Source organism: Rosistilla oblonga (assembly GCF_007751715.1).
GTDB classification, from domain to species: Bacteria; Planctomycetota; Planctomycetia; order Pirellulales; family Pirellulaceae; genus Rosistilla; species Rosistilla oblonga.
In genome coordinates this window covers 3,681,811-3,707,534 of sequence record NZ_CP036292.1, presented here as the reverse complement: position 1 = coordinate 3,707,534, position 25,724 = coordinate 3,681,811, and the positions used below count along the sequence as shown (strand labels likewise).

Sequence of the window (25,724 nt, the reverse complement as noted above, 5' to 3'; positions counted from 1 at the left end):
GTCCTCCGCAATAACGCGCGGGGCGTTGCCACCGCGGTTAAACGACGCTGCTGCCTACCACCTTCGTTTAACCGCGTGCCCATCGGGCCGCGCGTCAGTCCTCTGCAATACCGTTCAACGAACGGAGCCTCGGACCGTCGAAAGAATTAGCGGCGGGATGTAGTGGACGAGATTACGAGTCCCAGCGATTTGGTCGGATGCAAAAAGGACTCGTAACCTCCTGTCGATTACCCACAAGTCATTGGTCTGGTCCGAAGGCTTGCCAGCAGAGGGCGAAGTCGAGCATTCGCCGCGTGCCTCGCCAGATCACTTCGGCTCCCGGCGGACCGTCGCCTTCGCGGTGATTGTAGCCGCCAAGGGTCGCAAGGACCGGGATGAATTGTGACAGCTCAGGAGCTTGCTTTGGGGGAGCCGTCTTTTCCACCACTTTCCAGACCGACTTCCATTCCGCTTCGCTGAAGACGACATCACAGGGAAGCTCTGGACACTCGCGGCCTAAGAAGGTCACAAACATGATCCGCCATGCGATCACTTTGTAAAACATCAACGCGCGGATCAGTCGGTCTCTCGCTTCGAGTTGAATCTCTTCGACCCGGCAGCCAGTTTTGAAAACTCGAAAGAATACTTCGATTGGCCAACGAGCCACATACAAATCCACAATCCGCAGCGTCTGGGCAATCGTGTCGACCGGCAGAGAACTCAGTAACAGCCAGTCGACTTCGGTTCCGTCGCCTGGGCCATCGATCTCGCTCACCCAAACGACACTGATCTCGACCGGCGGCATCGAAGACTGCTTGTTGTGTGGCGCACGAAGAGTCATCCGCTTCGCTCGAATTTCTAACTTCGCAGTGCGTGCTTCACGGCCGGGGTGTTGTTTGTTTCCTGATCCTTTGGTTCGCTCGGGCGTTTGGGGAAGCTGGACTTCGCGGTAAGCGACCGGCTGGGCGGATGCGATTTCGGCACGCATTTTCTTATAAGCCGCAGGCCCGCCATCGGGGTCTTTCTCCGGCAACGAGCGTTTTCGCTGCGAGCGAATGACGAACTGAGCCGGTGTTTCATGCTGATCGGCTTCGACGAAAATGTCGTAGATGTCTCCTTCGCGATCGGCCAGCGAAACGATCTGAGTTTCAGGACATTTTCCGGCGATCTCGCAGGCCTTGCGATAACCATCGAGCCATCGTTGCCCTTCGCCGGTGTGTAGGGGTTGGCCTTCTCGCTTCTTGCTGGTGCCGAGCGCTTCTTTGTCGCGATCGTAGAACTTAACACCGACCACCCCGAGACAAAGTTTCTCCGGCGTGAAGGCGATGTGGGAATGATCGTAAAGTCCACGGCGGCCTAAGCGATCGAGATTGCGGACGCCTTCGGGCGGATGCGCGGTGTAGTCCAGTTCGGTGGTATCTTGTGCGATGCAAACGGTGTCTTGGGCTTTGATTCGTTGGAGTGTCTTTTCAGCGTGAGCCCCGAGAATGGCTTCGGGATCGACGTTGGGGTTATCGAATAGACGGTAAGCGGCTTTGGTTTCGTCCCAGCCACTGCAAGCTTCGTTGATACTGGCCGAAGGGTTGGCCGCCAGCGAGGCGAGCAACGCTTCGGCTCGATCGTTGAGACGTTTGTCTCCAAGTTGAATATCTTGAAATTCGTATGCGATACTGGTCGGTTGCATGCTTTCACCTTAAGATTTCATTGTGCAAAATGAAATACTACAAGCGCAAATACCGTGCCAAAACGAGCTGTTTTTGCGGCGACTTGTGGGTAATCAACAGCTCGTAACCTCGTCCACTACGCTTCGTTGAACGGTATCCCGGTGCTACGACTCATCAGACCAACTCGCCTCGCAAAACGGTTACCGCTGCGCCGGACAACAGGATCCGATCGCCAGCGATCTGCGTTTTTACGATGCCGCCGCGCGACGAGGCTTGGTAGCCGGTCATCTCTGTCTTCCCAAGCTGCTGTCCCCAATAGGGCGCGAGACAACAGTGGGCCGATCCGGTGACGGGATCTTCGTCGATGCCGGCTGCGGGACCAAAGAAACGCGAGAGGAAATCGAACTCCGGCGATTCGCTACCGCAGGTCACGATGACACCTCGCGTGGGGATTTTTGCCAAACGCGCGAAATCGGGTTGCAGCGAACGCAGCTGCGCTTCGGATTCGATCACAACCAAGGTGTCGAATTTCGTCTCGCCGACGAATATCGGATCGACAGGTAACGCTTCGATTAAACCGGCGGGCGGATCACATGGCTTCGCCGGGGTCGCTGGGAAATCGAGCTGGATCAACGCGCCGCGACGCTTTGCCGTCAGCTGTCCGCTGCGCGTTTGAAAACGAAGCGTTTCGTTTGGCGAGATTCCCGCTTCGGTCCAGAGTGCGTGTGCGGCGGCTAACGTGGCGTGGCCACACAAATCGACTTCGACCTGGGGAGTGAACCAACGCAGTTCGTAACCGACGTCGATCGGTCTGACAAACGCAGTTTCCGACAGATTCATCTCCGCCGCAACGGCCTGCATCCAATCCACCTCCCGCGGCTGTTCCAACAAGCAGACGGCAGCAGGGTTTCCGGCAAAAGGCCGATCGGTAAACGCATCGATTTGAATTATCCGAATCGACATGCCAGTGGTTCCTAAATTTGAGTTGCCTGTTTGTAAAGCGAATGCGAACCTCATCGACGCGGAGGCTGGCGATCGTTGGCGAGATCGAACGATTCGCCAGCGATGGCAATCCCCCACCGTCTTGTTGCCGGTGTAGACCGATCGGCGAGGGGCGAGGTTCGCGGACCGTCGAATTTGCACGGACGATGTTGTCGCCCAGACGTGTCGATCGATTGCCCAAGAGATAAGATGATAACGATGTAAGTCTGCGGCGACTTGCAAAATCGAAGCGGACGTTGGTTGTCGTGACCGGGCAACGATAACACGGCCTCGCCAACGTCCAGCGAACCATTGACGAAGGAATGACAAATGATTGTTGGAGTGCCTGCGGAAACCAAGTCGGATGAATATCGCGTCTCGATGCTGCCGGTCGGCGTCGAAGAACTCACTCGCCGCGGACACACCGTGGTCGTGCAGGCTGGCGCCGGCTTGGGCTCGGGGCTGTTCGACCACGACTACCTGAAGGCGGGAGCGGAACTTGTCGCTACGGCCAAAGATGTCTTCGATCGGGCTGACCTGATCATCAAAGTCAAAGAGCCGCTGGAACCGGAGTGGCCTCTGATTCGCGAAGGGCAAACTCTGTTCACGTATTTCCACTTTGCGGCCAGCCGAGCGTTGACCGACGCGATGCTCAACGCCGGTGCGAACTGCCTCGCGTACGAAACGCTCCGCGACCAGAACGGCCGACTCTCCCTGCTGACACCGATGAGCGAGGTGGCGGGGCGAATGAGCGTTCAGGAAGGCGCGAAGTATTTGGAGAAGCCACAGATGGGGCGAGGCATTTTGTTGGGGGGCGTTCCCGGAGTTGCTCCGGCGCACATCACCGTTTTGGGCGGCGGAATCGTTGGAGCTAATGCGGCCCGGATCGCGGCTGGTTTCCAAGCCGACGTGGCGATCTTGGATGTCAACTTGGATCGCTTGCGATATCTCGACGACGTGATGCCAGCCAATGTGAACGTGTTGTTCAGCGATCGGCATACGATTCATGAGCAGCTGAAAAGAGCCGACCTGGTGATCGGAGCGGTATTGATTCCCGGCGCGAAAGCGCCTCACTTGGTTCACGCCGAAGACCTACGGATTATGAAACCGGGCAGCGTGATCATCGACGTCGCTGTCGATCAGGGCGGCTGTGTGGAAACCAGTCGACCAACGACACATAAAGAACCGACGTTTATCGTCGACGAAGTCGTCCACTACTGCGTCTCCAACATGCCGGGAGCCGTCGGGCGAACGAGCACCTTCGCGTTGTGCAACGCAACGCTGCCATGGGTTCTCGCGTTGGCTGACAAGGGGACCGAGGCGGCGGTTCGCGAGATCGAACCGATCCGCTATGCCGCAAACATCCTGGGCGGGGCGGTCACGAACCTTGCGGTCGCTGACACGTTTGATCTGGCCTATACCAATCTTCACGGCTGATCGAAACGGCCAGGTTCGCGGCTATCCAAAACTGGGAAACTCCCCTCCCAGTGCGCTCAGGTAAAGCGAAGTGCCATGCGGTTCGGCGGGTACCTGCTTCGTTTCATCAATCACTTTCTGCAGCACGTCGCGACGGCTGATCTGGCCGACCAGGCGTCCATTCTCCAAGACCGGCAACCGCCGGTAGGGCGTGCTCAGAAACAGCCCCAAGATCGACAACAAGTCCAGGTCCGGGCCGATCGTATTGGCTGTCGTGTCAGCGAACGCGAGAACGTTGTAATCGACATCGCGTGCCCGATTGGGATGGGGATGGTCCGACAAGTGACCGATCCAACGATTGATCTTGGGATGTTTGATCACATCGCGGCGCGACACTTGACCGACGACATGCCCTCCACGCAGCACCGGCAGACGTCGGAAATCGGTCTTCACAAAGGTCTCGACGATCTTTGACAACGGTGTCGTTTCCTCAACGATCCGACCGCGGTCGCGATTGACAAACGGACCGATCTGCGTCGAAGGCAAGTTTTCGAAGACCGACTGAATCAGCACGCTAACGCTCGTCTTTTCCGAGAAGATTCCGACAAACTGTTCGTTGCGGTTCAATACGGGAGCTCCCGAGACGCGGTGCGATAACAATTGTTCGATGCCATCGAAGACGTCATCCTCTTCGTGTAGCAACAGCAAACGAGTCGCCATCGCATCGCTGGCGAGCAACGGCGGCGTTCCCTCTGTATCGCGCAGCGCAGGACAGTCTTGAACGATTCGCAGACAACACTTCTCCGAGAACATGCCTAAATAGGTTCCGTCGGCTTCAACGATGGGAAGTCCCGACACAGCACGGCGAACCAACATCGCGACGGCATCGGAAAAGTGAACCGCGGGGCCAACGGTGGTCAGCCGAGTTTGCATCACATCTGCGGCACTAGTCGTTTTGGGCACGAGAAACATAGCGTCAAACTCCTCTGCGAAGAAAAGAAACCCCAACCACGAACGTAGCGAAGTCGCAGAGGGCTGGTCAAACAAAAAAGAGCGTGTTTGACGAGGTTTGCTTGTGATATAAATCGCAAGAGGGTCGCACCAAACGCTGGAGTCGAGGCTTCAGCCGATCGATCCTTGTTGTACCGGGCACTCGAACGAATCTTTGCCGCAGTCGGCTGAAGCCTCGACTCCAGCACGCGGGGCGTTGCCGCCGCGGCTAAACGATTGCGCCGGTACGCCGCTTCGTTTAACCGCGTGCCCAGCGGGCCGCGCGTTGGAACGGCGTTGGAACGGCGTTGGAACGGCGTTGGAACGGCGTTGGAACGGCGATGGACGCGCGGGGCGTTGCCGCCGCGGTTAAACGATCGTGGTGCTGTTTATCCGTGCCAGACGACTTCGGGGCTGGGGAAACCGAGCTGTTTGTCGACGGTGTTGTAGAGCGACTCGCCGGCTTGGAAGCGGCGTAGGTTCTCGCAAACCATCACGGTAGTGTCGTCGACGCGCCAACGGCTCTGAGCGCCGACGTGTGGTGTGATGATCACATTCTCGCGATCCCACAGTGGGCTCTCGTCCGGCAGCGGTTCGACTTCCGTCACGTCGACTCCTGCACCGCGCAGGTGCCCACTGTCCAAGGCATCGACCAGCGCGGATTCGACGACAACTTGGCCGCGGGCGACGTTGATAAAGTAGCTGCCCGGACGCATCTTGGCGAATCGATCGGCGTCGAACATCCCGCGGGTCTGCGCGTTTAGTGGCAGCGCCAAGATCGCGATGTCGACTTCGGCCAGCATCTCGTCGACCGCATCGGCTGGCAACAAGCGATCGACTTCCGGCGGCGGATCGAACGAGAAGTAATCGGTCGCGACGATTGAAACATCAAACGGCTTCAAGACCTTGGCTATCCGCCGCCCATTTCCCCCGAGCCCGACAATTCCGACCTTTTTCTGACGAAGATCGTCGGTCGGCAGACGAATGAACTCGTGACGCGAATTGGCTCGGTTGAAACGACCTTGGCTGCGGATCAGATCCAACAGCAGAGTCATCGTCTGTTCGGCAACTTGCGGCGCGAACAAACCGCTTGCGCTACTGACCACGATCTCGGCATCGATCACTCCCGGCACCAAGCAATGATCCAGCCCCGCCGCCGACGACTGAATCCAACGCAATCGATTCGCCTTCAGCACGCGATCCCAATCGACTGGGACTTTCGCGTGTCCGATGAAGATGTCGGCGGTCGGCAGCAGTTCATCGATCCGTTCCTGCCCGGCGTCGACGACTTCGAAATCGGGAGCAGCGGCTTGAATCTGTGCGATATGATGCGGTTCGACGGGGTAACACAATACGATGCGCACGAGAGACGTTCCTGTTTTCCGAGTGCTTTTAGATGACCTGAGCCAGGCCGGCTGTCCGACCGCTTGGCGCGTTGTAAACTGCGGACAGATCATACCATCGCGACGAAAATGTGACGATATCCTGCGTTGCGACTTTCGCTTTCCCCGTTTTCCTCAGTGCAAGGAGCCCACCAATGAGCAACCTGAACGTTAGCTGCCCGCAATGTGGCAAACAATACACCGCACCAGCGAACCTCGCCGGCCGCACCATCCGATGCAAAGCCTGCGGCGGGTCGTTTGCGATTCCCGAAGATGAAGATTTGATCAGCGCCGAGATCATCGACGTCCCGTTTGAAACGCAGCCCCCCGCGACAGGATCGCTCTCGGTTCCGCCGCTGCCATCGCAACAAGGTGGCAGCGCGTCGGGGATGCCAGGCGGGGCGCACACGTCGACTTCTTATGCGGGAACCAGCAGCCCGGTCTACGCCGACGAGATCGACTACGAAATCTTTGGCACCGAATCGCAGTACGTCGAGATCACACTCGACCCTGGGGAGACGGTGATCGCGGAAGCCGGCGCGATGATGTATATGGATCAGGGGATCGAAATGCAAACCGTCTTTGGCGATCCGTCACAATCGGGTGGCGGTTTCTGGGCGAAAGCGATGAGCGCCGGGAAGCGGGCGTTGACGGGCGAGTCGCTGTTCATGACGACCTTCACTCACCAGGGGGCTGGCCGTGCGAAGGTCGCGTTCGGTTCGCCTTATCCCGGCCGGATGCTACCGCTGCATTTGGATGAATTGGGAGGTGAGATCATCTTGCAAAAGGATGCGTTCCTGTGCGGAGCCAAGGGGATCAAAGTCGACATCGCGTTTCAGAAGAAGATTGGCGTCGGGCTGTTCGGCGGCGAGGGCTTCATCATGCAACGCTTGCGTGGCGACGGGATCGCGATTGCTCACGCCGGCGGCACGATGCTCCACCGCGTCCTGAAGCCCAACGAACAATTGCGGATGGATACCGGTTGCCTGATGGGACTTGGCCCCAGCGTTCGCTACGACGTCCAGATGGTTGGCGGCATCAAGAACACGATCTTCGGTGGTGAGGGGCTGTTCCTGGCGACGTTAACCGGTCCCGGGCCAGTCTGGATGCAGTCGTTGCCCTTCTCGCGATTGGCGGGCCGCGTGATCGCGTGTGCTCCCGGCGTTGGCAGCACCAACAAGGGCGAAGGCTCTCTGTTGGGCGGCCTAGGGGACATGTTCATGGGCGACAACAACTGAGTCGCTAACGCGGCCGCATGTAAGCGGACTGATAGCAGGGCAATTTCACTAGGAAGCAAAAATTTAGGACAGTGGCCAGTCGCCTCGGCTTTCCTTCGGATTACTTCTGTAATGGCCTTCCCCCAAAGCATCGCCGCCAAGATTTCCTTGAATGCTTCCCGATTGTTGGTGGTCGAAGACGCGATATATAGGTAGTCCCAAGACGAACATGTAGTACCTCGGCAGCGAGCCACCGACCGGTTGGTTTGCCGCCGAGTCCCATGACCGGAGAAGCCGCCGTGCGACAACTGCCTGCGATGCTATTGCTGTTCTGTTTGCCCGGCATCGCTACCGCTCAGACGGCAACCGCACTCCCGACGATCGTCGTCGAAGCGTTTGCTAAGACGAGCAACGGTTGGAGCAGCGACGAAGTGCTTTTGGACGACATCCGACGCGAGCGATTTTTAGCTGCCGTTCGCACGCGTCAACCGGATGCCGATGAAGCGACATGCAATCTGATGTTGTTGAAGCTACGCAAAGCGGGCAAATTAACGGTCAAAGCGACGCGTCGTGGCAAGCCGGCTGATGACCGAGTGCTGCCAATCGCCGAGATTGCGGCCCGAACGATCATGGAGAAGTTTGACGTCGCGACCGATACGATGATCGCTGATCCGACGCTGCGGAAGGCGTTTGATGCCGCAGCCCTAATCGTCGATCCCGACGTTTCGTTATACGACGTCCGCAAAGCCGCTTTCCAATTACGAAAGTCACGGCGGCTGAAACCGGAGCTTGTCCTGCGCGTCGCCGACTGGGACAAACAAGTCGTCGTCAAACCGTTGCCCGAAGTTCGATCGAACCTGAAACTTGTACCGACACTGCCGGGCATCTATCTATTCCGAGACCAAACCGGATACATCTACATCGGCGAAGCGGTGAATCTGCGAGTTCGGTTGACACAGCATCTCAACGATTCCGACCGCCGCAGCTTAGCCGCCTACATCGAGCAGACATCCGGTGAGGGACTGTCGATCGAATGGCACGCATTTCCGAAGGACTCCCCCGCCCGACAAGTTGCGGTGCGAAGAGCGTATGAAAGCGAACTGATTCGCAGCCGCAACCCGCGGCTGAACGTGCGTCCCTGACGCCGCGACGGGAACTGATTGTTTATCTTGCCTGATAGATTGGTGAATTTAGTCTGTTGGGACGCGACGACTCGGTGTTCTGCTGTCTGAGTTCGCTCGTTAGGCAATTCCATCGTATCCCCGGCAGGAATTGATCGCGACGTGCTTCGATTGGCTAACGATCATCAACCGAGTAGCTCGAAGTGTTGGGACAACTGTTACTCTGCCGAGTTTGTTTTTGGATCGTTTGACGATGGCGATTGCAGGATCGCCGCGCAATCTGCTCGAAAACGTAAGTAGCCGCCTCCAATCGTTAGTACGCAATATAACGCGATCGCCACACGCGGTACGCCGGCATCGAGCATTCTGGGCGTGTCGAGAAATTGGTCGCCGGAAATCCAGGCCGCGGCAAGGTACGTGCCGTTAGCGAGGATGCAAAAATCAGCCACGAACCACGCTGCAGGTCGGCGGATTAGTGCTGCGAGCCCGACGGGAAACACGACTCCGAGTATTGGCCCTGCCCAAAGCGTAAGTACCGGTATTGGGTCAGGGTTGTGGAGCGAGAAAGGGAGGCTCCACGGTGCTATGTCGTATCGAATGAGTGTCGCACCGCCAAGCCAACCACCGATGATGTGTCCCACCTCGTGAGTGAAGGTCATCGCGACCCAGGAGATCGCAAGTAGGGTGGCGAGTGTAACGAAACGCATCATTGAGTCTACTGGCAAATAGAGGAACTTTCCGGCATATTCCCCAGCCGCTTGCCGAGCGTATCTGCCTCGTTCAAAACTCACTGTCTCAGCGGTCCTGCAGCTCCTGTACGGGATCGGCCCGGTGAGCATGACTGAGGCGTGATGGTTCATTGCGATGTATACATGGCAACGTCGATTGTCGGCAGGTGCGGTGTTCAACGTACTGTTACGGCCTCTGTCCGCGGTGTAGCTACTCGCCGGTCGACCACCAGTTTAACAGGGACTTTGGCCAGTAGGGATGTGGCAACGGCATTGCGAAAAGTGGTGTGTGGGCGGCAACGACGATTGGTAGTAGTGGTTGTCGCAGGACTCCTTCAGGCAAGTGCGATCGCCGGAAAAGTGACGTCGATACGTAGAACTCCTGCGAACCGGCGACCTGCACGGGAACGCGTCGTTCCACCACCCGCGTTGTTTCAGCGTTCAGGTACTCAGCCCATGCTTGCAGTTCACCGTCGAGAGAAGACTCTGTCTTTAATCCAAAAAGTTCGCTCGCGATCCGGTCCAGTGTGCCAGGCGTTCCCGATGTGACGCGTGGTGAAAATAGGAGCTCGCCTGGGCGGTCGTAAGTGTAGGATTCACTCGACGGGGCGGGCTCAAAAAGCTCGTTGTTGGCCTGGACAATGTGTCCCCAGATCACGACTCCGGTGCGGAACAAGGTTCGCAGAGTCCGGTTTTGCACCAGTTTGGCGAGCGGGTCGCCGAAGCGTAGTTTCGTTACCCAAGGTGGATCGACTAGCAAATACCGTTCGGTTCTACGATCGAACACGCGAGGAGCATCGCCGAACAAAGATCGGCACTCCTCAAGCCATTGCTGCCATTGGTCGAGTGGCAAGTTATCGTAGTTCGAATCGCTGGGGCTACTGGGCATTGGATTTTTCGAGCGTCAGGTCTTCGCGCAACATGTGATAGGTGTAGGTCGGCCAAGAGTCCCAGTTGCAGGTAATCGTACCGTCGCTGTTTACCGCAACGACCGTCACCTTGTGCCATCTTCCTGCATAGCATGCGTTGAGCTTCTCTCCTACGTTTACTACGGTGTCTGGAAGAACCGGCGATTGGTCGCTCGGTATTGGGATTTTGATCGGGTAACGCTTCAGAGTGTAGGTAGAAGCCGGAGCCGAACTAGCGGCAGGCTTCGTATCGGCCGTCTCTTCTGTCTTGGGCGTTTGTGGTGCTGGCTGCAGACGGGCTTTAACGTCGACGGGCCCCCGGGCTGGCCGTCGTCGTGGTACGGCAGGAGCTTGTGATTTGTAGGTTGCCAAAGTCTCCTGAATTGTTTGAAGCGACTGTAGTTCGTTATTCCCAGCCGCTGCCTTTATCTCTCCACCACCCTTCATTGAAAACACGAGATGTTTCTTTGACTTCCCGACAGTATTTATCTCATCACGAATTTCGACTGAAGCGACATTCGAAAACGGTATCACGACTTCGTTGCCACCGGTTTGCGAGAAAGTAGAAGCCATCTCAACGCGGTCTGGATAAACAGACACGTGCAATTTGTGGGGGAATATTAACGATATCGCAGCCAGAAAAAGTCCGACCATTCCTATGGCGAAACCGAACAGTGCCAAGCCCATGCGTTGGCCAGAAGTCAGCTTCTCCTTAGCCGTTGCTTGGCGATTCTTAGGCTTCCGATCTGGCAGCAGGCTTCCCGCGACAGCGACGCCAGCCAATACGACCAACACAAGTCCAAAAACGGTACGGATGGTCGCCCCAACCGATGAAGTCTGAAAGACCTTCGCATCACCTTCGGTAACCATTTCGGTGCATCCCACAACCAATGTGATTGCGAAACCCGTTAAAATCAGTCGCAACGAAGGCATGTCGTGCACCTTAGAATGTGATTCGAAGTTAGATCGAGGGTGAGTTGTGGTTTGTATTCGGACATCGCTACTGCTAAGGGGGGCGTCCGCGCTTGGGCTTACCATAACGCAAGCTCTCCGCTGGCGGCGCTTCGTCGTCAGAGAGCGTTAACCGCTGTCAATCGAACGCGTCTCGTTGCCAAGCGGTCGTTAACGATCGCTTTTCGGCACGACGAGCGTTAAAGTATATCGCCCTGATCGGGAGCGTTCCACTAACGAAGCGGACTCACTCTGCGAAGCAATGTTGTCTCCGTTAGTCGACCGGCACTGAACCTTGTTTGTTTGGCGGGGGCGAGCAGGCGAGGGTGCCCAACGGTACTTATGCCGCGTCTGAGGATTTGGATTCGGCAACGAGGAAGATGTGTTACTGAAACGAATCTCACGTAGATCGTCACCGATTCGACTCTTGCGGTTGTAACAGCTACGGGTACGGAACTGCAGGAATCGAAATATCGCTGAAAAAATCGCTCCGCTAATAGGACTTACGCTCTTCCTGTTGAATTCCGCTACGTGACGCCCGGTCGGCGGATGCGTTCGCCAACGCGTTTAACGCATCGAGTGCATCGTCGGCTCTCGAAGAAGGAACAAACACGTGGTCGTGATAATAAGCGGCAATGATGTTTGCGCTGATACCTCGTTTTGTTAACGCGTCGGCGACGGCTGCGGTTAATCCCACCGCATTAAGAGCGGAATGGACCTGCAATGTGATCATACGAAACTCGCCGCTGCTTTGCTGGCCGCTTTTGCCAGCGAGTGCTTTGGGGATGACCAGCGTCATGCCTTCGGTCTCTGTAAACGCGGCGATCGGTTCGAGTTCCGCTCCATCGCCGAATTTTGCCTTGGGGAGCGTAACGAATACGTAGTCGCCAGGAACCAGGATTGGCTTAAGGCCCGCAAGGAGAGTTTGTAAATCAGTGATTCCGCTCATGATACTGTTTCCGGTAGGATCGCATTTCCGATCAGCCGCTACCGGCGCTCGATCATACATGTCAAAAGGGACGGATAAGCGGCGAGTCTATGTCCATTGCTGCGCCGCATTCATTGGTCAGTGTAGAACAACATGCCGCCAAGGTCCGCAGAGTGCAAGCAACGGTTACATCGTGTCTACAGGAGGAGATGCTTTCCTGAATGATACGTCGAAGTGCAGAGAAGTATATCAGGGGCAGATCATGGGGATCCAATGAAACGCTTGACGCAAACGGATCCGAAAGCGGCGGACTTGATAGGGGCTTAGTGAACCGCGTTTGAGCGCCACGCTGTCATGTCTTCCGGACGCTTTTGCAATCTGTCGTTGGACTGCTATGACGTATTAACGCCAATGGCGACAAGTGGTATCCGAGCAGTAATCGCCCGACTTAGCCACGGCCAAGGCTTGCCGACAGCTGCTTTTTTCAATCGGTACGTTCCTCTCCACCTGAAGCTAGCGAACTCGCAGTTTGAGATCTATACCAAGCGACCGAAACGACGATCACCAACCCGACTATCAATCCCGTAGCTGTACCTTGGGTTACGCCAAGGCCTAACCCAAGTTGCGATGCGTTGAACGCTACCTCCGGATCCAACCGAAAGACAGTTCGGTAGTAATCGGGAGCAACGCTACCGAGCAGGTACCCCAATCCGCCTCCAACGCCCCCAAAGAACAGACCGCTAGTGAGCGTGATCGCGAAACCGCGTACAATTATCATGTTTTTGAAACCTGCGGTGAGGATTAGCCGTTTTGCGACTGGTGAGTCCGCCGGCCAAGTATACAGAAAGCATGTCCATCAAGGATCCGTTACAGGTGCGTGCTTGGCCCATTTTCCGATTTACTGCCCGCCAGAATCAGAATCTGCGCATGATGCGATCCGTGACCTAGCAATGGCACCCATCAACACAGCTCAGCGAAAGAGCCGCCCCCACAGCAGAAGATGCAAATTGCAAACAAGTGTTGACGTGAAATAGCTGGCCGGCAAGCAGAGGACGTACAAGAATGGGCCGGCATTTCGGCGTCCAAGCATGCGAACCATACCATAGAGCGAAGCGGAGATGGCCGCCAGATGTAGAGCTCCCATTAGAACGCTCGCCTTGGGGCCCAAAACAGAATACGGCATCAAGAATAGCACCCACGGAGGGGGAGCGTACATTGCAAGGTCCCGAAACTGATAATGAGGATGTTAGGTAGGCTCTTAAGCGGTCGCTACAAACGAGCTCAGAAGCGATATGTTAATCACTAAGACAAGCAGGTTCTTGTCGCAGGCTGGTGTCACCGGGGCGGCTGGTGAGCCGTGCGGTTCATGATACAGGTACGGGCCCAGTGGATTACAACGATTCTAATTCGCGGACTCGCCCATGACGTAATCCAACGAGAAGCTGCTTTTCGGGCGAGTGAGGAACTCATCCAGTACGGGCGAATAGGTCTGGACTTCAATCTTGTTCTTGCCTGGATAGAAAGTCATGATCCGCAAGAATCCGCTCCCTGCCTTAATTTTGGGAATGTCCCAGTACCAGTAATCGGCCTGAACCTGATGCACTAGGTTTCCATGCTTTCCCTTGCTGGTCAGTCGATTCTCCATGGCATGCCCCGACAGCACCATAAAGATATTCCTGTGTTGGCTGACAAAGTTTTTCCAGATCTCTTCGCCTGAATTACCTTGCACCTTGTATTTGTCAGTACTCGAACGTTGCCCTGGTTTGCTGGTCAGGTAGGCGTGGGTGACAACGATGGTGCGGCAATCGGGATGCTGCGAAACAACTCGGTTCGCCCATGCAAGAGACTCATCACGTGGTTTGAATTCGAGCGTGATAAGCAGAAACTTCATTCCGCCGGCGTTTAGAAAGAGGTAATAGTTCTCGATTTCGCCTTCTTTCCGGAAATGCTGCTTCGCATCGACACCGAAATGTGGGCGATACAACGGATTGTTTGTGAACCGCGCCGGACCAAAATAGGCGTTGAATCGGCTGTCACGCGAATTACTGGTGCCTCGGTTTTGCGGCAAATACCCCATGTCGTGATTTCCTGAACAGACGACGTAGGGAACATGGTCATCAAGCACCTTGAAGGCGGTATCCGCGATCTTCCACTCTGCATCATGATCGGTCTGAGTAATGTCTCCCACATGCACCGCTATCGCGATGTTTAACTTCTGTTTGTTCTGCTTGATCCACTCTGTCTGTTGAAAGAAACAGGAGCGTTGATCGCCAATGTCCGGCCAGTGCTTCTCTGTTTCCTTATGCCTGACATCGGCGTAGCCCTGCGTGTCGGGAAGCACAATCAGGGTAAAGGAATCAGAATCGCGCTCGGAGGTTTCGTTCGCTTGGGGCGTCGATTTGCTGGCGTGACCAGGAGGAGCGTCCAGCGCGCGGTCTTGCCCCAATAACGAAGCATAGGAGTAACAAGATAGCAGTAGTAGGACCAAGCCCAGCAAAATCCAGCGTTTCAAGATGTTCCCTTCTCTTTGCGGGCGTCTTCGCAAATAATGCAGTGCAACGGCCATAAGTTGGGCCACGCCAAAAACAAACGTGCGTGTGATTCACAATACACGTGGCGAAAGTCAAATAGATAACTAAGGCAGTCAACCGGCTGTTGCAGCAAGGTTTGGGCTGAATGATCGCTTCGTCGACCCTTGTCGAACATCATTTCGTTAATCTACTTCTGCAGAATGCTGTGTGTTGTCGCGAATCTCGGCGGGCCAGTCCAACGGATCAGCCATCACATTCCCAGTGTACGCCGAAAGTGCATCTGCAATTTGTGTCATAGAGCGTTGCCGTGCGACTTGTAGCCGTTGCTCTGTTTCATCATCCGAGCGATAGCCATCGCAAGGCGTGTAGTACGTCGAAATGTAACCAATCATGTTGGTAGCACGAGTTGCAGAGTAATAATCCGTCACGACGGCGTACTCTTCAGCCCAGCGGTCGAACTCCCGAATCACATCGCGGTGGTGTTCACCGACGATGTAACGATTGACGCGCGGGACCAAGATCGAGAACGCAATCGCGATAATAGCGATTCCGAGGAAGATCAAAAGGCGGTATTGCTTCAGCATTTTGACGCGGCTATCGGCCAGACTCTTCGGGGGGGGGGAGGATAGATAAGTCTACTTTGAATTCTACCGCAGGTCCCGCTCCTTTTGCACCGAATGGCTATCCGCCGCATGCTATACGATGGAAAGGAGTCCGTGCATATGGCGCTCGGCGTCGATAGAGAGCGCAAACCCGCCACATTCCGCGATCCTCATCTTCAGCCTTGTAGGTTTCTTAAGCGGCTTAATCGGCACGTGAAGCGTCGACAACGCAATCGTCGCAACCGGAATAGATAGTCATACCGCCGGCTCCAGATGCCTACCATTTTCGTCAGCGCTACCGGCGCCCATGTCGCAAGGAAGTGCCATCAATTCGATTCCCGTTACAAGGGGGCCGTGGTTGCGAAGCTAAAGTCCGAGACGTGTACCGTAGAACTATGTGGCACGGCAAATACCCCTGCTGGCGGACCTGTGTGACACGATAGATTCTGTCGTGGAGAGCAAGCATTTCGAGTAAGCAAGAAGAACGGAACGGTTCAACGGGAGCCAGCATACGAACCGCGAGCAGACGAAGGAGCTAACCACCGCCGCTCCGTTGCAACCGATGGTTATCCGTTGCGATGTGCCAATGCGGAGTCGTCGCGACCACCACACATCAGCGCAACAATCAGGATATCGTTACCATCAACATTAAAATGTATGATGTACGAGAATCGCTTTAATCGACAAGGACGCAGCCCATTTGCTGCTATGGAAAACAGAGTTGGATTGTCCCGAATTCGCCGGATACCAGCCAAGTATTCAAGAAGAAATTCGTCACCCTGTCCGGTTCGCTTGTCGTCATACCAAGCAACAGCGTCGACGACGTCGTCATCGACTTCGGGCCGATACGAAAGGTGCCACATCAACGACGATTCTCAACGCGTCGCATTAGTTCGTCGTGCGAAATTGCGGTAGTCGGATCCGCCCTGTGGGCAGCCAGTCGACGATCCAGTTCAGCTTGCTGCTCTGGCGTGGTGGATAAGTCAACGTCATCGGGGAGCGTGTCCCAGATAGCGTGAACCACCCGGAGTCGATCAACGATCGGAAGTGTGGATAGGTCGGAAATTGCTTGCTCTACGTTCATCTTGCGTCCTCCTCACGCATTTTACCCGGGGTGTCACGCCAAGTCGAGAGCGTGCCAAAGCAAGTGAGTCGAGTGCTTTGCGCCGGATGACGTCACGCGTCACCGGGTACACGCGAAAGATTTTCAACTTCAAAACCGCCGGCCCGTGTACTCCGGTGCACGCGATGGTTATCCGCCGTCATGACGGTGCGCGGAGTGCGCATCACAGAATCCGCGTTCATCCGGCCAAGCATAGTTTGCGTGTGTCCCAGCAACGAGCATGAAGCACTCACGGGCAAGTGGAAGGTTATCAAATAGCCCGGATTCGCGAGCGTCAATCAGCGAATCCCGTAGCATGTCACCGATGTAGCGTTCGTAGACATCCTCGCCAGCCTCCGACGTAATCTTCGTTTTCGATCCATCGTGAAGGGTGACGTTTAGAGGAATTGCTTCATAACAGAATCGCTGCATACCCTCGTTCCAGTGAGGGATTTCCAAACATTCCTCTGTTCGTTCTTCCCAGCGAATGTCCGAGATTGCATCTGGCCGAGTGTCAAAATCAAAATCGACATAGCCTTCGTATTCGATGTCAAATGTTAGCGTTATGAGCTTCACTGGATCCCCAGGGCTCCCGAGGATAGGGCAGGGATTCTTGCGGTATGCTTTCACGCGTCTAGCGATATGCCGTTGAATGGTGCGCTGATCGGTTTTTAGATTGACCTTTTTCGTTTTTGGACGAGTCAGATCACGCAGAACAAGTGCCAGACAGTTTGCAAGCCCCTGCTTTTGGTAGTAGTTGTATTTTTGATGCGCTTCGTGTCTCTTCGTGTCATCCCATTTGCCAAACGCTTTCTGGTAGTTTGCAAGTTCCTTCCCGCCTAGCGTGCTAAACGCACGTTCAAACGCATTTGGTGGCTGGTTGGTGCGAAGCAAAACCTCGGTTGATTGTGTGGTGGCGATATTGCAGGCGGCAACCAAGCTCGCCAGCGAATCCATAGCGTTTTGCGAAGTCCCAGGGGTTGCGCCATCTTCGGCAATCCACCTTTCTGCAATCGCACCAATGTTCTCGCTCGAAAAGCCAGCGATTTCGCCGATCACATTTCCGGGTATCGCCGCCAGTGTCCTGGTTTGGATATCCGGGTGGGTCGCAAAGCGTGCATTCACTTCGCGGCGTATTTTCCACCATGCCGCACGATCATCAATGGCGTTGCGATAGACCGCAGTGATTGTCACGACGTCGTCAATCGAGAGTCCAGCGTCTTGCGAGACAACCTCGCCGCTTGTGTTGTGGATGTCTTGTAAAATTTCGTCGAAACGATGCTTCGGAGCAACGAGAATGTCTATCGTCATAAGATTCGTTTCAGTCGGATAACGGTAGCAATCACCGGGTTGCGGTAATTGATTGTCCAATTCAAAAACGTAACCACCGCATCTCCGGTGAACTGCATGGTTATCCGCCATTCTGGCGTTTCGGTAGTGCGGATCGGCGAGCGAACGGCCGTATCAAAACGATGGCAACAACGAAAAGTATAGGAGCGGCAGAGAAGGATATCCAGCGTGCAGCATCAGGCGACGACGACAGGCCAAAGAAATGGAGTTCGGGGTCGTATGTTGCGTAGCGTGTTCCAGGCTGCATCTGCGGTCCTTGCAACATCCACAGCGAGGCAAAGCCACGTACGGCAACAATGACCGAGGCAAAACCAGCAACGATTCCTGCCACAGTGCGAATTGCCGATTGCCGCGTCTCGGTCGGTGTTGGCAGTTCCGTTGTCGGTAAGTATGGATTTGGATTCAGCTGATTTCAGTCGGCGAACGGTACGGTTCAGCGGGCGGCGAACGACGCGCAAGCGGACGAAAGAGATAGCACCGCCACTCCGTTGCAACCGATGGTTATCCGCCCTCTGGGATCTCTGGTGACAGCCGCCGACTGCCATGAATTACAGTGAGTACACGCACCTCGTCACCGTCAATTCGATAGATGAGACGAAAGGAATGAACAAATAGTTCGCGAACGTCAGTGCGGTTGTATTCGGGAACTATCGCGCCAGAGTCGGGGAATCGCTGTAGTTGATCGGGACGCGTAAGAATCCTCGCGTAAACGGAATCCGCGTACGTTTCCGATTGGGCAGCAATGTTATCGTAGATTCCGAGTGCATTCCTTAGATGCACGTTCTGTCCAGCGAACTTTCAACCAGCAACCTTTCCGCGTTGAGCTTTGTGTTCAGCTAGGCGTCTTCGCATCTCATCGGTGTCAATGAGCCGGCCAGTTGCATCGTCCTCCAAGCCAGCGTCAATTTGCTGCCGGACGTATAGGTGGTATTGCACGTCTTCCCACGACGCATCGTCAGGCAGGGCATCAAGGATGGCCTTAGCAGCGGTTTTTGCGGGTTCAGCAGTGTTTGACATCGGGATTCTCCTTGTGTGTCATTCTACCCCGGAAGGTTTCGCGTGTCGATTCCGGTCTGAAGCCACGTTCAACGCGTGCATTGATTTCGGATAACGGTACGGTTCAGCGGACGGCGGCAAACGACTCGCAAGCAGACGAAAAAAAAACCACCGCCGCTCCGTTGCAACCGATGGTTATCCGTTCGGTGATGGCATCGTCCGGCTGAACCAATCTGCCCGATCGGACGTGGCGTGACGCAAACCATAGATCGAAGGAACACCTTCATCAGAAGCAAAGACAACAACGTAAGGAAATCGGTCAACCAGTGCGCCACGGAAATCGCCGCCGATCCGACCAAATGAGTCAGGGCGATCGACGACATTGCGTATCGCAGACCGCACGTTAGCCCGGAAGCGGTTGCCGAGCGTGGAAGCGATAGAATCGTAGTGAGAACAAGCAGTAGCCAAGTCGACAGCGAAGAATGGATGGTAGCGTTCAGTCGCCATCGACACGCCGCCATACTTCGTCAGCGTCAATCGCGATAGAAGGGTCCGCAAGCATTTCGTCACGCCGGCGTTGCATTTCGGCAAGCTCGTCGGGTGGTAGCGTTAGCGGCGCCGAAGAAGCCAAGTCGTCCCAGAGTTGCGTTACGATCGCGAGCTTCTGGTCGGGCGGTAGAGAACGAAGTGATTCTTGCAGGGTCATGGTTGCGTCCTGTAATGGAGAAGTGTTCATTGTACCACGCTAAATTCCCGTGGCGAATAGGCGAAAAACGCAACGGAAACGCGAGATTCTACGTCAGCGATCTAACACGGACGCACCCAGTCGGATAACGTTGGCGATCACCGGGCCGCCGTGGTCGATCATCTATTTCAAAAACGCGTTGTCGGCGGCTCCGCGTCCATCGCTTGGTTATCCGTCGTTTAGTATGGAAACTCAATCAGGCATAGGATCGCAGGTGGCCCAATCGGGGTCGCCACAGTCAACGATTGCGCACCGGAAACACAGCACATAGGGCTCGGCCAAATCAACAGCCTCCAAATCATCCGAGTTGTGGACGCCCATTCGCATCGCGGATCGGCCGACGAATTCGCCGTTGGGATTAAATGACTTGATCAGTATCGGGCAGGCCGGTTCTTCGAATTTTCGAGTAACAGCGAAGCGGTCACCTCGTGAGCATTCTATTTCGCATTCCTCCTCGATCTCATGGACAAGCACTTTGGTGCGAGCCAACGGTTCGTCGCCATCGAAAAACGACATTTCGACTCGCATTGCTTTCATGGTTTTGTGTTCCTTGTGTAACACTTTAGTCGGATAACGTTTGCGATCACCAGGTTGCGGCGAAGATTAAGAATTGCAAAACGGTGGCTACCGCAACTCTGGTGAATTGCTTGGTTATCCGCGATTTAGGCAAGCAAACGCACTGTTACGGATCAACAGATTGCGTCGGAAGGAAGTGCATCGTATCGCGAAAAGGGGCTACAGTGGGTGTGCATTCAGTATAGCGTCGGCAAGAGTGATGGAAGTGGCGGTTGCGAAAGTCAACGCATGTGTCCAAGTGAATTGCCGGCATCGAAGCCAGTGAATCGCTGCAAGTATCCAAGCAAACACGCAGGTGAGCGAACAAGCGGACAGCAATCGCGCTACCTACTGCAGCGATGTCGTCACGCTGTGAACCATCGAGGACATCATAGAGGAGTAAACGTCCAACAGTATAGATTATGAACCCCGGGATTCCGACGCTAGCGGCGATCAGGATAACGCGTAGGTAGCACGGCCAGCGTTGTTTCAGAGTGTTCACGGCATAGCAGAGTCAGGAAACTCAAAAGTCGGGTAACGTTCAAGGTAACGGGGGGCGAGGAGAGAACGTGGCGTTCAAGTAAGACTGCGCCGAGCCCTCCCGTTCACCGTTTTGTTCGCCCTATTTCGCGTCTGACGATTGTGACAATTCCTGTGATCGTCCTTTGCGATTCTTGCGTCCGAAACGCAGATCGCTTGATGCGTTCGGACTTGCGTACATAACCTTTGCCGGAAAATGGATTGAGTAGCTCGATGTCGCCAGCGCCATCAATCAATCGTTGTATTTCTTCATTGAGCCACCGTTCCATTTCGTTGATCCTGTCAATCGCTTCGCGCCGCAGGTCAATGTCCTCGCAGTATTCGTCAAAGTGATCGAATACGTAAGTGTACTCACGATGCTCATGGTCGGGTATTTTATTCCGAACTTGGCTGTGAATCTTGTTGTAGGAAAAGTGGTTGCCGCACCGAGAGACAACCGGATTGCAGCCCTCTCGATTGTCGCCGGTCTTACCGACGTAAAGTTTCGTATCGTCGTCTCCCTTCGCAACGACGACGTATACCGCGAATTGACGCTTGAGGCTCTCCGGATTTAGCGTGAATTTGTGGGCCATTTGTGTGAGGGCGTGTGAGGGCGAACGGTACCGATCAGCCGGCGGCGACGGTTGATCATCCACTTCAAAACGCCCGACTTCGCCGCTCGGTTGCATCGTTTGGTTCCCCGCTTTTCCGGCGGGCGTTGACGTCAACTAAGTGATCGACGACGGCACTATTATAACGTGCGAAACAACAGCCAGTACATCCGCGTGAAGTCATCGTTCAGGCGTCTCGTTGGTGTTTCGACGCAAGATCGCAGAAGCAATGGCAACAATCGAGACGCACAGTCCCGAATACGCCAATCCGGGGAGCCAACCGACCACAATGGATATGCCCGGCGCCATGCTGTTGTATTCCGGATCAGTCGCAAGATTGTATTGAGCGCCCGCAACCATGAGAGCCCAAACAGCGACCGTTCCGTATAGAATCGCGCGACCCCTGCTGCGGATGACGATTGCAAGTATCGGCGGAAATAGTAGCGTTAGAGTTGCGAACACCGCGTCCAGTGGTGAGCCTCATTTGTGTCGGGGAACGTCAGCGATCACCGAGTCCGAGCGGACAAGTCTCCACTTGTAAAACGGTTTTGAGGACTTCGGTGCATCGCGTGGTTCCCCGTATTGCAGCGGAGAATCGTCAACCACCACGATTGACGTCAACGCAATCATATCGAGCGCAACTAGCGACAAAAAATCCGGTTTGAACCACGAAAGTCTCGAAATACACCAAATCCAGTGCGGCACTCCGCGCATCGTTAGCGCGAATGCGACCGTCGCCACAGTTCATCCCCATGCTCGCTGCAAATCGCCTCGAGATCAGCTAGAGAAACGTAGCGTTCGAGCCGTTTTTGGTTCTGCGGATGTTTTGGGGGAATCTGAGCGCCAATTCCACCGTGTCCTTCGGGATCATCGCCTGGCGGTGTAAGCGTCACGCCAATACCACACAGCAACCGTTCAGTCGCACCATCCGCATAGTGAACAACGAAAGCGTTCGGCCAATCAAGCGCTGCAAGTTCCGCTATCGCATCCATCTGATTCTTCGTCGGGGAACGGTGTACATCACGGGGGACGGGCGAAAGAAATGCAAGCAGACGGAAAACCGCAACTCCCGTCCTCCCGTGCATGTCATGGTTCTGGCGGTTATTGGTATCGGTGAACGTCACGTATCAGTAAAGCGGTTGTTGCTCTCGTGTCGCCTGAATTTCGATTCAAGCCAAATAGCGAATGCCCCAAATGCCCCCGCTACGAATCCGATCGCGAGTACACGCAAGTATGTGTCGTAGTAGTCGCTTGGAATCGTGTAGCTGCCGTGCCCGTACCACACAACATCGGCGACAAAGTAGAGAGTCGCGAACAACGGCCCCAGCATGAATGCGATCATCGGGGCCCATCGCGCTCGCCGGCTTGATTTGGATGTCGAGTTTCTGTGGAGCAGATGCAGTACAGTGATGCCAACCCCGAGCACCGCGAAGGCAGCGACCACGTTGCCAAACATGAGTGTCGCTGCGATCAGATTTGGATAAGCCTGGGCGTCAATCATTGATCTTGGAGTCGAACCATATCTCAGCCAGAACGGTGGCGATCAGCGGGCGGCGGGAGCGGATTCACCATTGTTAGCAACGTCACCACCGCCGCTCCGTTGAATCGCATGGTTCGCCGGTTTATAGGTTGGGCGACGCGAGCCTGCTTGCTCTGCCCGTAATCGGTCTAGTAGTCCAGTTACCGTGCCGCCGGATTCCTCGAGCAGTCTTTCCCGCGTTGCATGCAGTTCGTCAAGTATTGGGTTCTTCGTCATCGTTTTCTCCGCCTAAGAATTCAGTCGGCGTGCAAATCAGCAGTTGGTCGTAGCCCTGTTCTTCCAGTAAGCGATATACGCGCGGAAGTTCGTGAGCATTCGCTATGTGCTTGCAGTTTTGCGTCAGAAGATAGTTTACACCAGCGATCGCTGCTGCGGCAACGTGCACCGCATCGGCTGCGGCCTTTTGCGGCATCATATGCTTGGACAATATCAGCTTGGCCAAGGCATCGACATCTGGACCGAGCGGAACTAATGGCAGGCCATCGAGCATTCTAAGTCGTTCGGCGGCCGCAGCTGGATCGCCGTCAGATGCCTCAACAATCGTAAGCTGCGAAGTGACGAGATTGAATTTCGACCGTTCGACAGCCCACCACTCACGGGCCTGATGTTGCAGTGCCGCGATTGGGATGTTGGGGCTTGGGCGTGCCGAAGCGTGGCTGACGATTGAGGTCTCAATGTATACGGTGTCCATGCCAACATTCTAACGGGTGGAGCCACCACTGACACGAGCCACACTTCATTCGGCGAACGGTACGGATCACGTGGTCGCCGCGAACGACTCACCACGTCAATAAACACAACTCGGCGACTCACGTGCATCCGATGGTTCCCCGCCGTCAGAGTCCATCAGGGCGTTGGGAAAGCCAATCGCTAAAGTTCGCAGCGAAAGTATCACGCAATGATGGGGCATCACAAATCAGATCGGACCCGCCATCGTATGGATGATACGCCCATCGGGCATCCCCAGCAACAAGCGTGACCTCGCGTACAACGTCGTCCGCTACTAGGCGTAGGATGGAATCGAGGCACCCAGGCGACCACATGACTCGCGAAGTATAAACATGGTAGTGCCAATGGTGCTCGATGCGCACGGTACGCCAAGGCACCGCGGTAGGATCTAACGTCGTCAGTTCGACATATGAGCGTGACGGTTTGGAATAATCGGAATAGCTGGCAGTTACGAGGTGGAAGTCGTCGCCCTCGGAGCACAACGACGAAAGCAACGTGTTGTGTCGGCCAAGCAGTTCGACGTACTCGGATTCGGTGTTGGCGTACCGCTTGGATTCTGGTAGCGAGTGAAATCGAATCCAGCGATCTGCGCAGAAGGTGCGAAGTTGATGCGCAATTGGTGGAGCGTCGTTGGTAAGTTGACGCCATGCGTCATCGATTGAGAGCATGGATTTCAGTCGGGGAACGTTCGCAATCACCAGGTTGCGGAACCGATTGTCCATTTCAAAACGCTGGCCACCGCAACTCTGGTGCATTGCGTGGTTATCCGATCAAGTTCATGTCACGTAGAGGCGAATGCGAGCTGGTGTGTAATTACGGCAATTTGGAGCACGGAACCAATCATGATGCTTCGGTACGCACGAAAGTATGCATCCCGTCGTACTAGCGGAATTTCCGAGGGGCCAAATGAAATCAGTATGCCACGGCGCATTTGAGGAAGTTTGGCGTACATGAGGTCGGCGACACCACAAGCGAAAAGAACGGTTGCTACCGCAATTGCGACGGGGGGAGTTTTCACGATTGCGAGCGCGAGCATCAACAGGAGTGGAAGATGCAAAAGTATGTTGACTGCGGCTTCGTGCTTTTGCATATGATCGCCTTCACGCTTTTGGTGGAGTCGTCTTCAGTCGGATAACGTTACCGATCACCGGGTCGGGCGGGTTGATGTTCCATTTGCAAACGGCCACAACCCCGACTCCGGTGCATCGGTTGGTTATCCGCCGTCTTCAGGACGCCCGATTCGAACCAGTGAGAAATGAGCGAACACATGTTAGATGCAAACCGCCATTTCCTGCGGGAGTCAAGGCGATTCAAACGACGTGAGTAGTCTAGCGGAACCGGATGTCCAAACCAATCCGCATTGGCGTTGCCAATTTCGTGTAACGTCGTTTTGTCGGCGTCGAGTACCAAGCAACCGACATGGGAATAGCGTTTGGAGGTCGTTTCGGCGTAGGCCAAAGCGGATGCTTCGTCGTCGAATGCAACGTGTGAGCATGACCGGATCTTACGGCGGCGCAAATGAGGCGGCAGGCGATTTAGCACGATGCCGGTCGATGCGTCGATGTGCAGAACAGTGTAGGTAGGACGTGTCATGTCACAGCATCAGTCGGATAACGTTACGGATCAGGCGGCACGCGCAGACGCCGTTGCCATCACCAAGCAGCCAACTCGCGTGCTCGCCTGCATCCGATGGTTCGCCGTTCTCATGAGTTGTTCGCCTACATCATACCACCGGACATACTGCCGGACACTGGACCGAACCAAATGCGGGCGTGCGGCAAGGCTGCTCTGAGTTCGTCGATGGCCGACTCGGACAGTGATGTATTCTCAACGTTGAGTACGACCAAAGACTGCAATTGCGATAGAATCAGGACGGATTCGTCCGTAATCGCAGTGCCCTGAAGGTGCAACCCTCGAATTCGTGTGAGAGCGACGAGCGGAAGCAAATCAACGTCCGTTAGAGGAGTGTCTCGAATTACAAGCGTACGAAGATGTGCAAGTTTTGATGAAAGCCTTGCAATTTCACTGGGATCATTGGCTCCTCTTGACCGCACTTGCACGATCGTGGATGCGACGTCGGGACCGAAATAGCTGAGCGTTCCGGAAAGCTCTGCATCGTTGTCGAGCGAATAGTGATCAGCATCGTCATAGTTCTTGAATTGGTATCGGTAACTCAATT

At 55.2% G+C, this 25,724-nt stretch carries 26 protein-coding genes; 3 read left to right on the top strand and 23 right to left on the bottom strand.

Annotated elements, in window-relative coordinates; all coding sequences use genetic code 11:
* Positions 1–238: 238 nt before the first annotated feature.
* A complete protein-coding gene (locus CA51_RS13150; RefSeq protein ID WP_145121278.1) occupies positions 239–1,663 on the bottom strand; it encodes an IS4 family transposase in 1,425 nt (474 codons plus the stop codon).
* 154 nt (positions 1,664–1,817) lie between these two features.
* On the bottom strand, positions 1,818–2,606 hold the full coding sequence (locus tag CA51_RS13145; protein WP_145121276.1) for a PhzF family phenazine biosynthesis protein: 789 nt from the start codon (positions 2,604–2,606) through the stop codon (positions 1,818–1,820).
* Between the two features lie 348 nt (positions 2,607–2,954).
* Between CA51_RS13145 and ald the strand changes: the two genes are divergently transcribed.
* Positions 2,955–4,061 carry an alanine dehydrogenase gene (ald, locus tag CA51_RS13140; RefSeq protein WP_145121274.1) on the top strand — a complete coding sequence of 369 codons (1,107 nt, stop codon included), beginning with the start codon at positions 2,955–2,957 and terminating at the stop codon, positions 4,059–4,061.
* Positions 4,062–4,082: 21 nt separating this feature from the next.
* On the opposite strand, the gene CA51_RS13135 is transcribed toward ald, so the two are convergent.
* Entirely contained in the window at positions 4,083–5,012 is a 930-nt protein-coding gene (locus tag CA51_RS13135; RefSeq protein WP_145121272.1) for a CBS domain-containing protein, read from the bottom strand.
* 407 nt (positions 5,013–5,419) lie between these two features.
* Entirely contained in the window at positions 5,420–6,394 is a 975-nt protein-coding gene (locus CA51_RS13130; RefSeq protein WP_231745667.1) for a D-2-hydroxyacid dehydrogenase, read from the bottom strand.
* Positions 6,395–6,567: 173 nt separating this feature from the next.
* Here CA51_RS13130 and CA51_RS13125 point away from each other — a divergent pair, with 173 nt between their 5' ends.
* A complete protein-coding gene (locus CA51_RS13125; RefSeq protein WP_197451154.1) occupies positions 6,568–7,650 on the top strand; it encodes a TIGR00266 family protein in 1,083 nt (360 codons plus the stop codon).
* Positions 7,651–7,928: 278 nt separating this feature from the next.
* Positions 7,929–8,771 (top strand): GIY-YIG nuclease family protein, encoded by an 843-nt coding sequence (locus tag CA51_RS13120; protein ID WP_197451153.1) that lies wholly within the window; start codon positions 7,929–7,931, stop codon positions 8,769–8,771.
* Between the two features lie 918 nt (positions 8,772–9,689).
* Here the strand turns inward: CA51_RS13120 and CA51_RS13110 are convergent.
* The 19 genes from CA51_RS13110 to CA51_RS13020 form a co-directional block, all read right to left on the bottom strand.
* A complete protein-coding gene (locus CA51_RS13110; protein WP_145121266.1) occupies positions 9,690–10,331 on the bottom strand; it encodes a hypothetical protein in 642 nt (213 codons plus the stop codon).
* Between the two features lie 25 nt (positions 10,332–10,356).
* The gene (locus CA51_RS13105; protein WP_145121264.1) at positions 10,357–11,319 is read right to left on the bottom strand and encodes a hypothetical protein; all 963 of its coding nucleotides are present in this window, start codon (positions 11,317–11,319) and stop codon (positions 10,357–10,359) included.
* A gap of 511 nt (positions 11,320–11,830) precedes the next feature.
* Positions 11,831–12,346 (bottom strand): ACT domain-containing protein, encoded by a 516-nt coding sequence (locus tag CA51_RS13100; RefSeq protein ID WP_231745666.1) that lies wholly within the window; start codon positions 12,344–12,346, stop codon positions 11,831–11,833.
* 1,321 nt (positions 12,347–13,667) lie between these two features.
* Positions 13,668–14,777 carry a metallophosphoesterase gene (locus tag CA51_RS13090; protein ID WP_197451151.1) on the bottom strand — a complete coding sequence of 370 codons (1,110 nt, stop codon included), beginning with the start codon at positions 14,775–14,777 and terminating at the stop codon, positions 13,668–13,670.
* 201 nt (positions 14,778–14,978) lie between these two features.
* On the bottom strand, positions 14,979–15,380 hold the full coding sequence (locus tag CA51_RS13085; RefSeq protein WP_145121260.1) for a hypothetical protein: 402 nt from the start codon (positions 15,378–15,380) through the stop codon (positions 14,979–14,981).
* Positions 15,381–15,964: 584 nt separating this feature from the next.
* Entirely contained in the window at positions 15,965–16,261 is a 297-nt protein-coding gene (locus CA51_RS26515) for a type II toxin-antitoxin system RelE/ParE family toxin (protein ID WP_145121258.1), read from the bottom strand.
* A complete protein-coding gene (locus CA51_RS13075; protein ID WP_145121256.1) occupies positions 16,261–16,482 on the bottom strand; it encodes an addiction module protein in 222 nt (73 codons plus the stop codon). Before CA51_RS13075 ends, CA51_RS26515 begins: the two co-directional genes overlap by 1 nt.
* Before the next feature lie 168 nt (positions 16,483–16,650).
* On the bottom strand, positions 16,651–17,922 hold the full coding sequence (locus CA51_RS13070) for a hypothetical protein (RefSeq protein WP_145121254.1): 1,272 nt from the start codon (positions 17,920–17,922) through the stop codon (positions 16,651–16,653).
* A gap of 429 nt (positions 17,923–18,351) precedes the next feature.
* A complete protein-coding gene (locus tag CA51_RS26510) occupies positions 18,352–18,630 on the bottom strand; it encodes a type II toxin-antitoxin system RelE/ParE family toxin (protein WP_145121252.1) in 279 nt (92 codons plus the stop codon).
* A gap of 18 nt (positions 18,631–18,648) precedes the next feature.
* Positions 18,649–18,867 (bottom strand): hypothetical protein, encoded by a 219-nt coding sequence (locus CA51_RS13060; RefSeq protein ID WP_145121249.1) that lies wholly within the window; start codon positions 18,865–18,867, stop codon positions 18,649–18,651.
* A gap of 174 nt (positions 18,868–19,041) precedes the next feature.
* Positions 19,042–19,353, bottom strand: coding sequence for a hypothetical protein (locus tag CA51_RS13055; RefSeq protein ID WP_145121247.1), 312 nt, complete (start codon positions 19,351–19,353; stop codon positions 19,042–19,044).
* Positions 19,343–19,552, bottom strand: coding sequence for an addiction module protein (locus CA51_RS13050; protein WP_145121246.1), 210 nt, complete (start codon positions 19,550–19,552; stop codon positions 19,343–19,345). The genes CA51_RS13055 and CA51_RS13050 overlap by 11 nt, the downstream gene beginning before the upstream one ends.
* Before the next feature lie 231 nt (positions 19,553–19,783).
* Positions 19,784–20,128 (bottom strand): hypothetical protein, encoded by a 345-nt coding sequence (locus CA51_RS13045; RefSeq protein WP_145121244.1) that lies wholly within the window; start codon positions 20,126–20,128, stop codon positions 19,784–19,786.
* A 623-nt stretch (positions 20,129–20,751) separates the two neighbouring features.
* Positions 20,752–21,354 (bottom strand): hypothetical protein, encoded by a 603-nt coding sequence (locus CA51_RS13040; RefSeq protein WP_145121242.1) that lies wholly within the window; start codon positions 21,352–21,354, stop codon positions 20,752–20,754.
* A gap of 638 nt (positions 21,355–21,992) precedes the next feature.
* A complete protein-coding gene (locus CA51_RS13035; RefSeq protein ID WP_145121240.1) occupies positions 21,993–22,268 on the bottom strand; it encodes a hypothetical protein in 276 nt (91 codons plus the stop codon).
* 128 nt (positions 22,269–22,396) lie between these two features.
* Positions 22,397–22,777, bottom strand: coding sequence for a hypothetical protein (locus CA51_RS13030; protein ID WP_145121237.1), 381 nt, complete (start codon positions 22,775–22,777; stop codon positions 22,397–22,399).
* 232 nt (positions 22,778–23,009) lie between these two features.
* Positions 23,010–23,507: a PIN domain-containing protein gene (locus CA51_RS13025; RefSeq protein WP_145121235.1), complete on the bottom strand. Its 498-nt coding sequence runs from the start codon at positions 23,505–23,507 to the stop codon at positions 23,010–23,012.
* Between the two features lie 145 nt (positions 23,508–23,652).
* The gene (locus CA51_RS26505) at positions 23,653–24,213 is read right to left on the bottom strand and encodes a DUF3885 domain-containing protein (RefSeq protein WP_420821482.1); all 561 of its coding nucleotides are present in this window, start codon (positions 24,211–24,213) and stop codon (positions 23,653–23,655) included.
* Between the two features lie 1,050 nt (positions 24,214–25,263).
* Entirely contained in the window at positions 25,264–25,722 is a 459-nt protein-coding gene (locus CA51_RS13020; protein WP_145121233.1) for a hypothetical protein, read from the bottom strand.
* Positions 25,723–25,724: the final 2 nt, after the last annotated feature.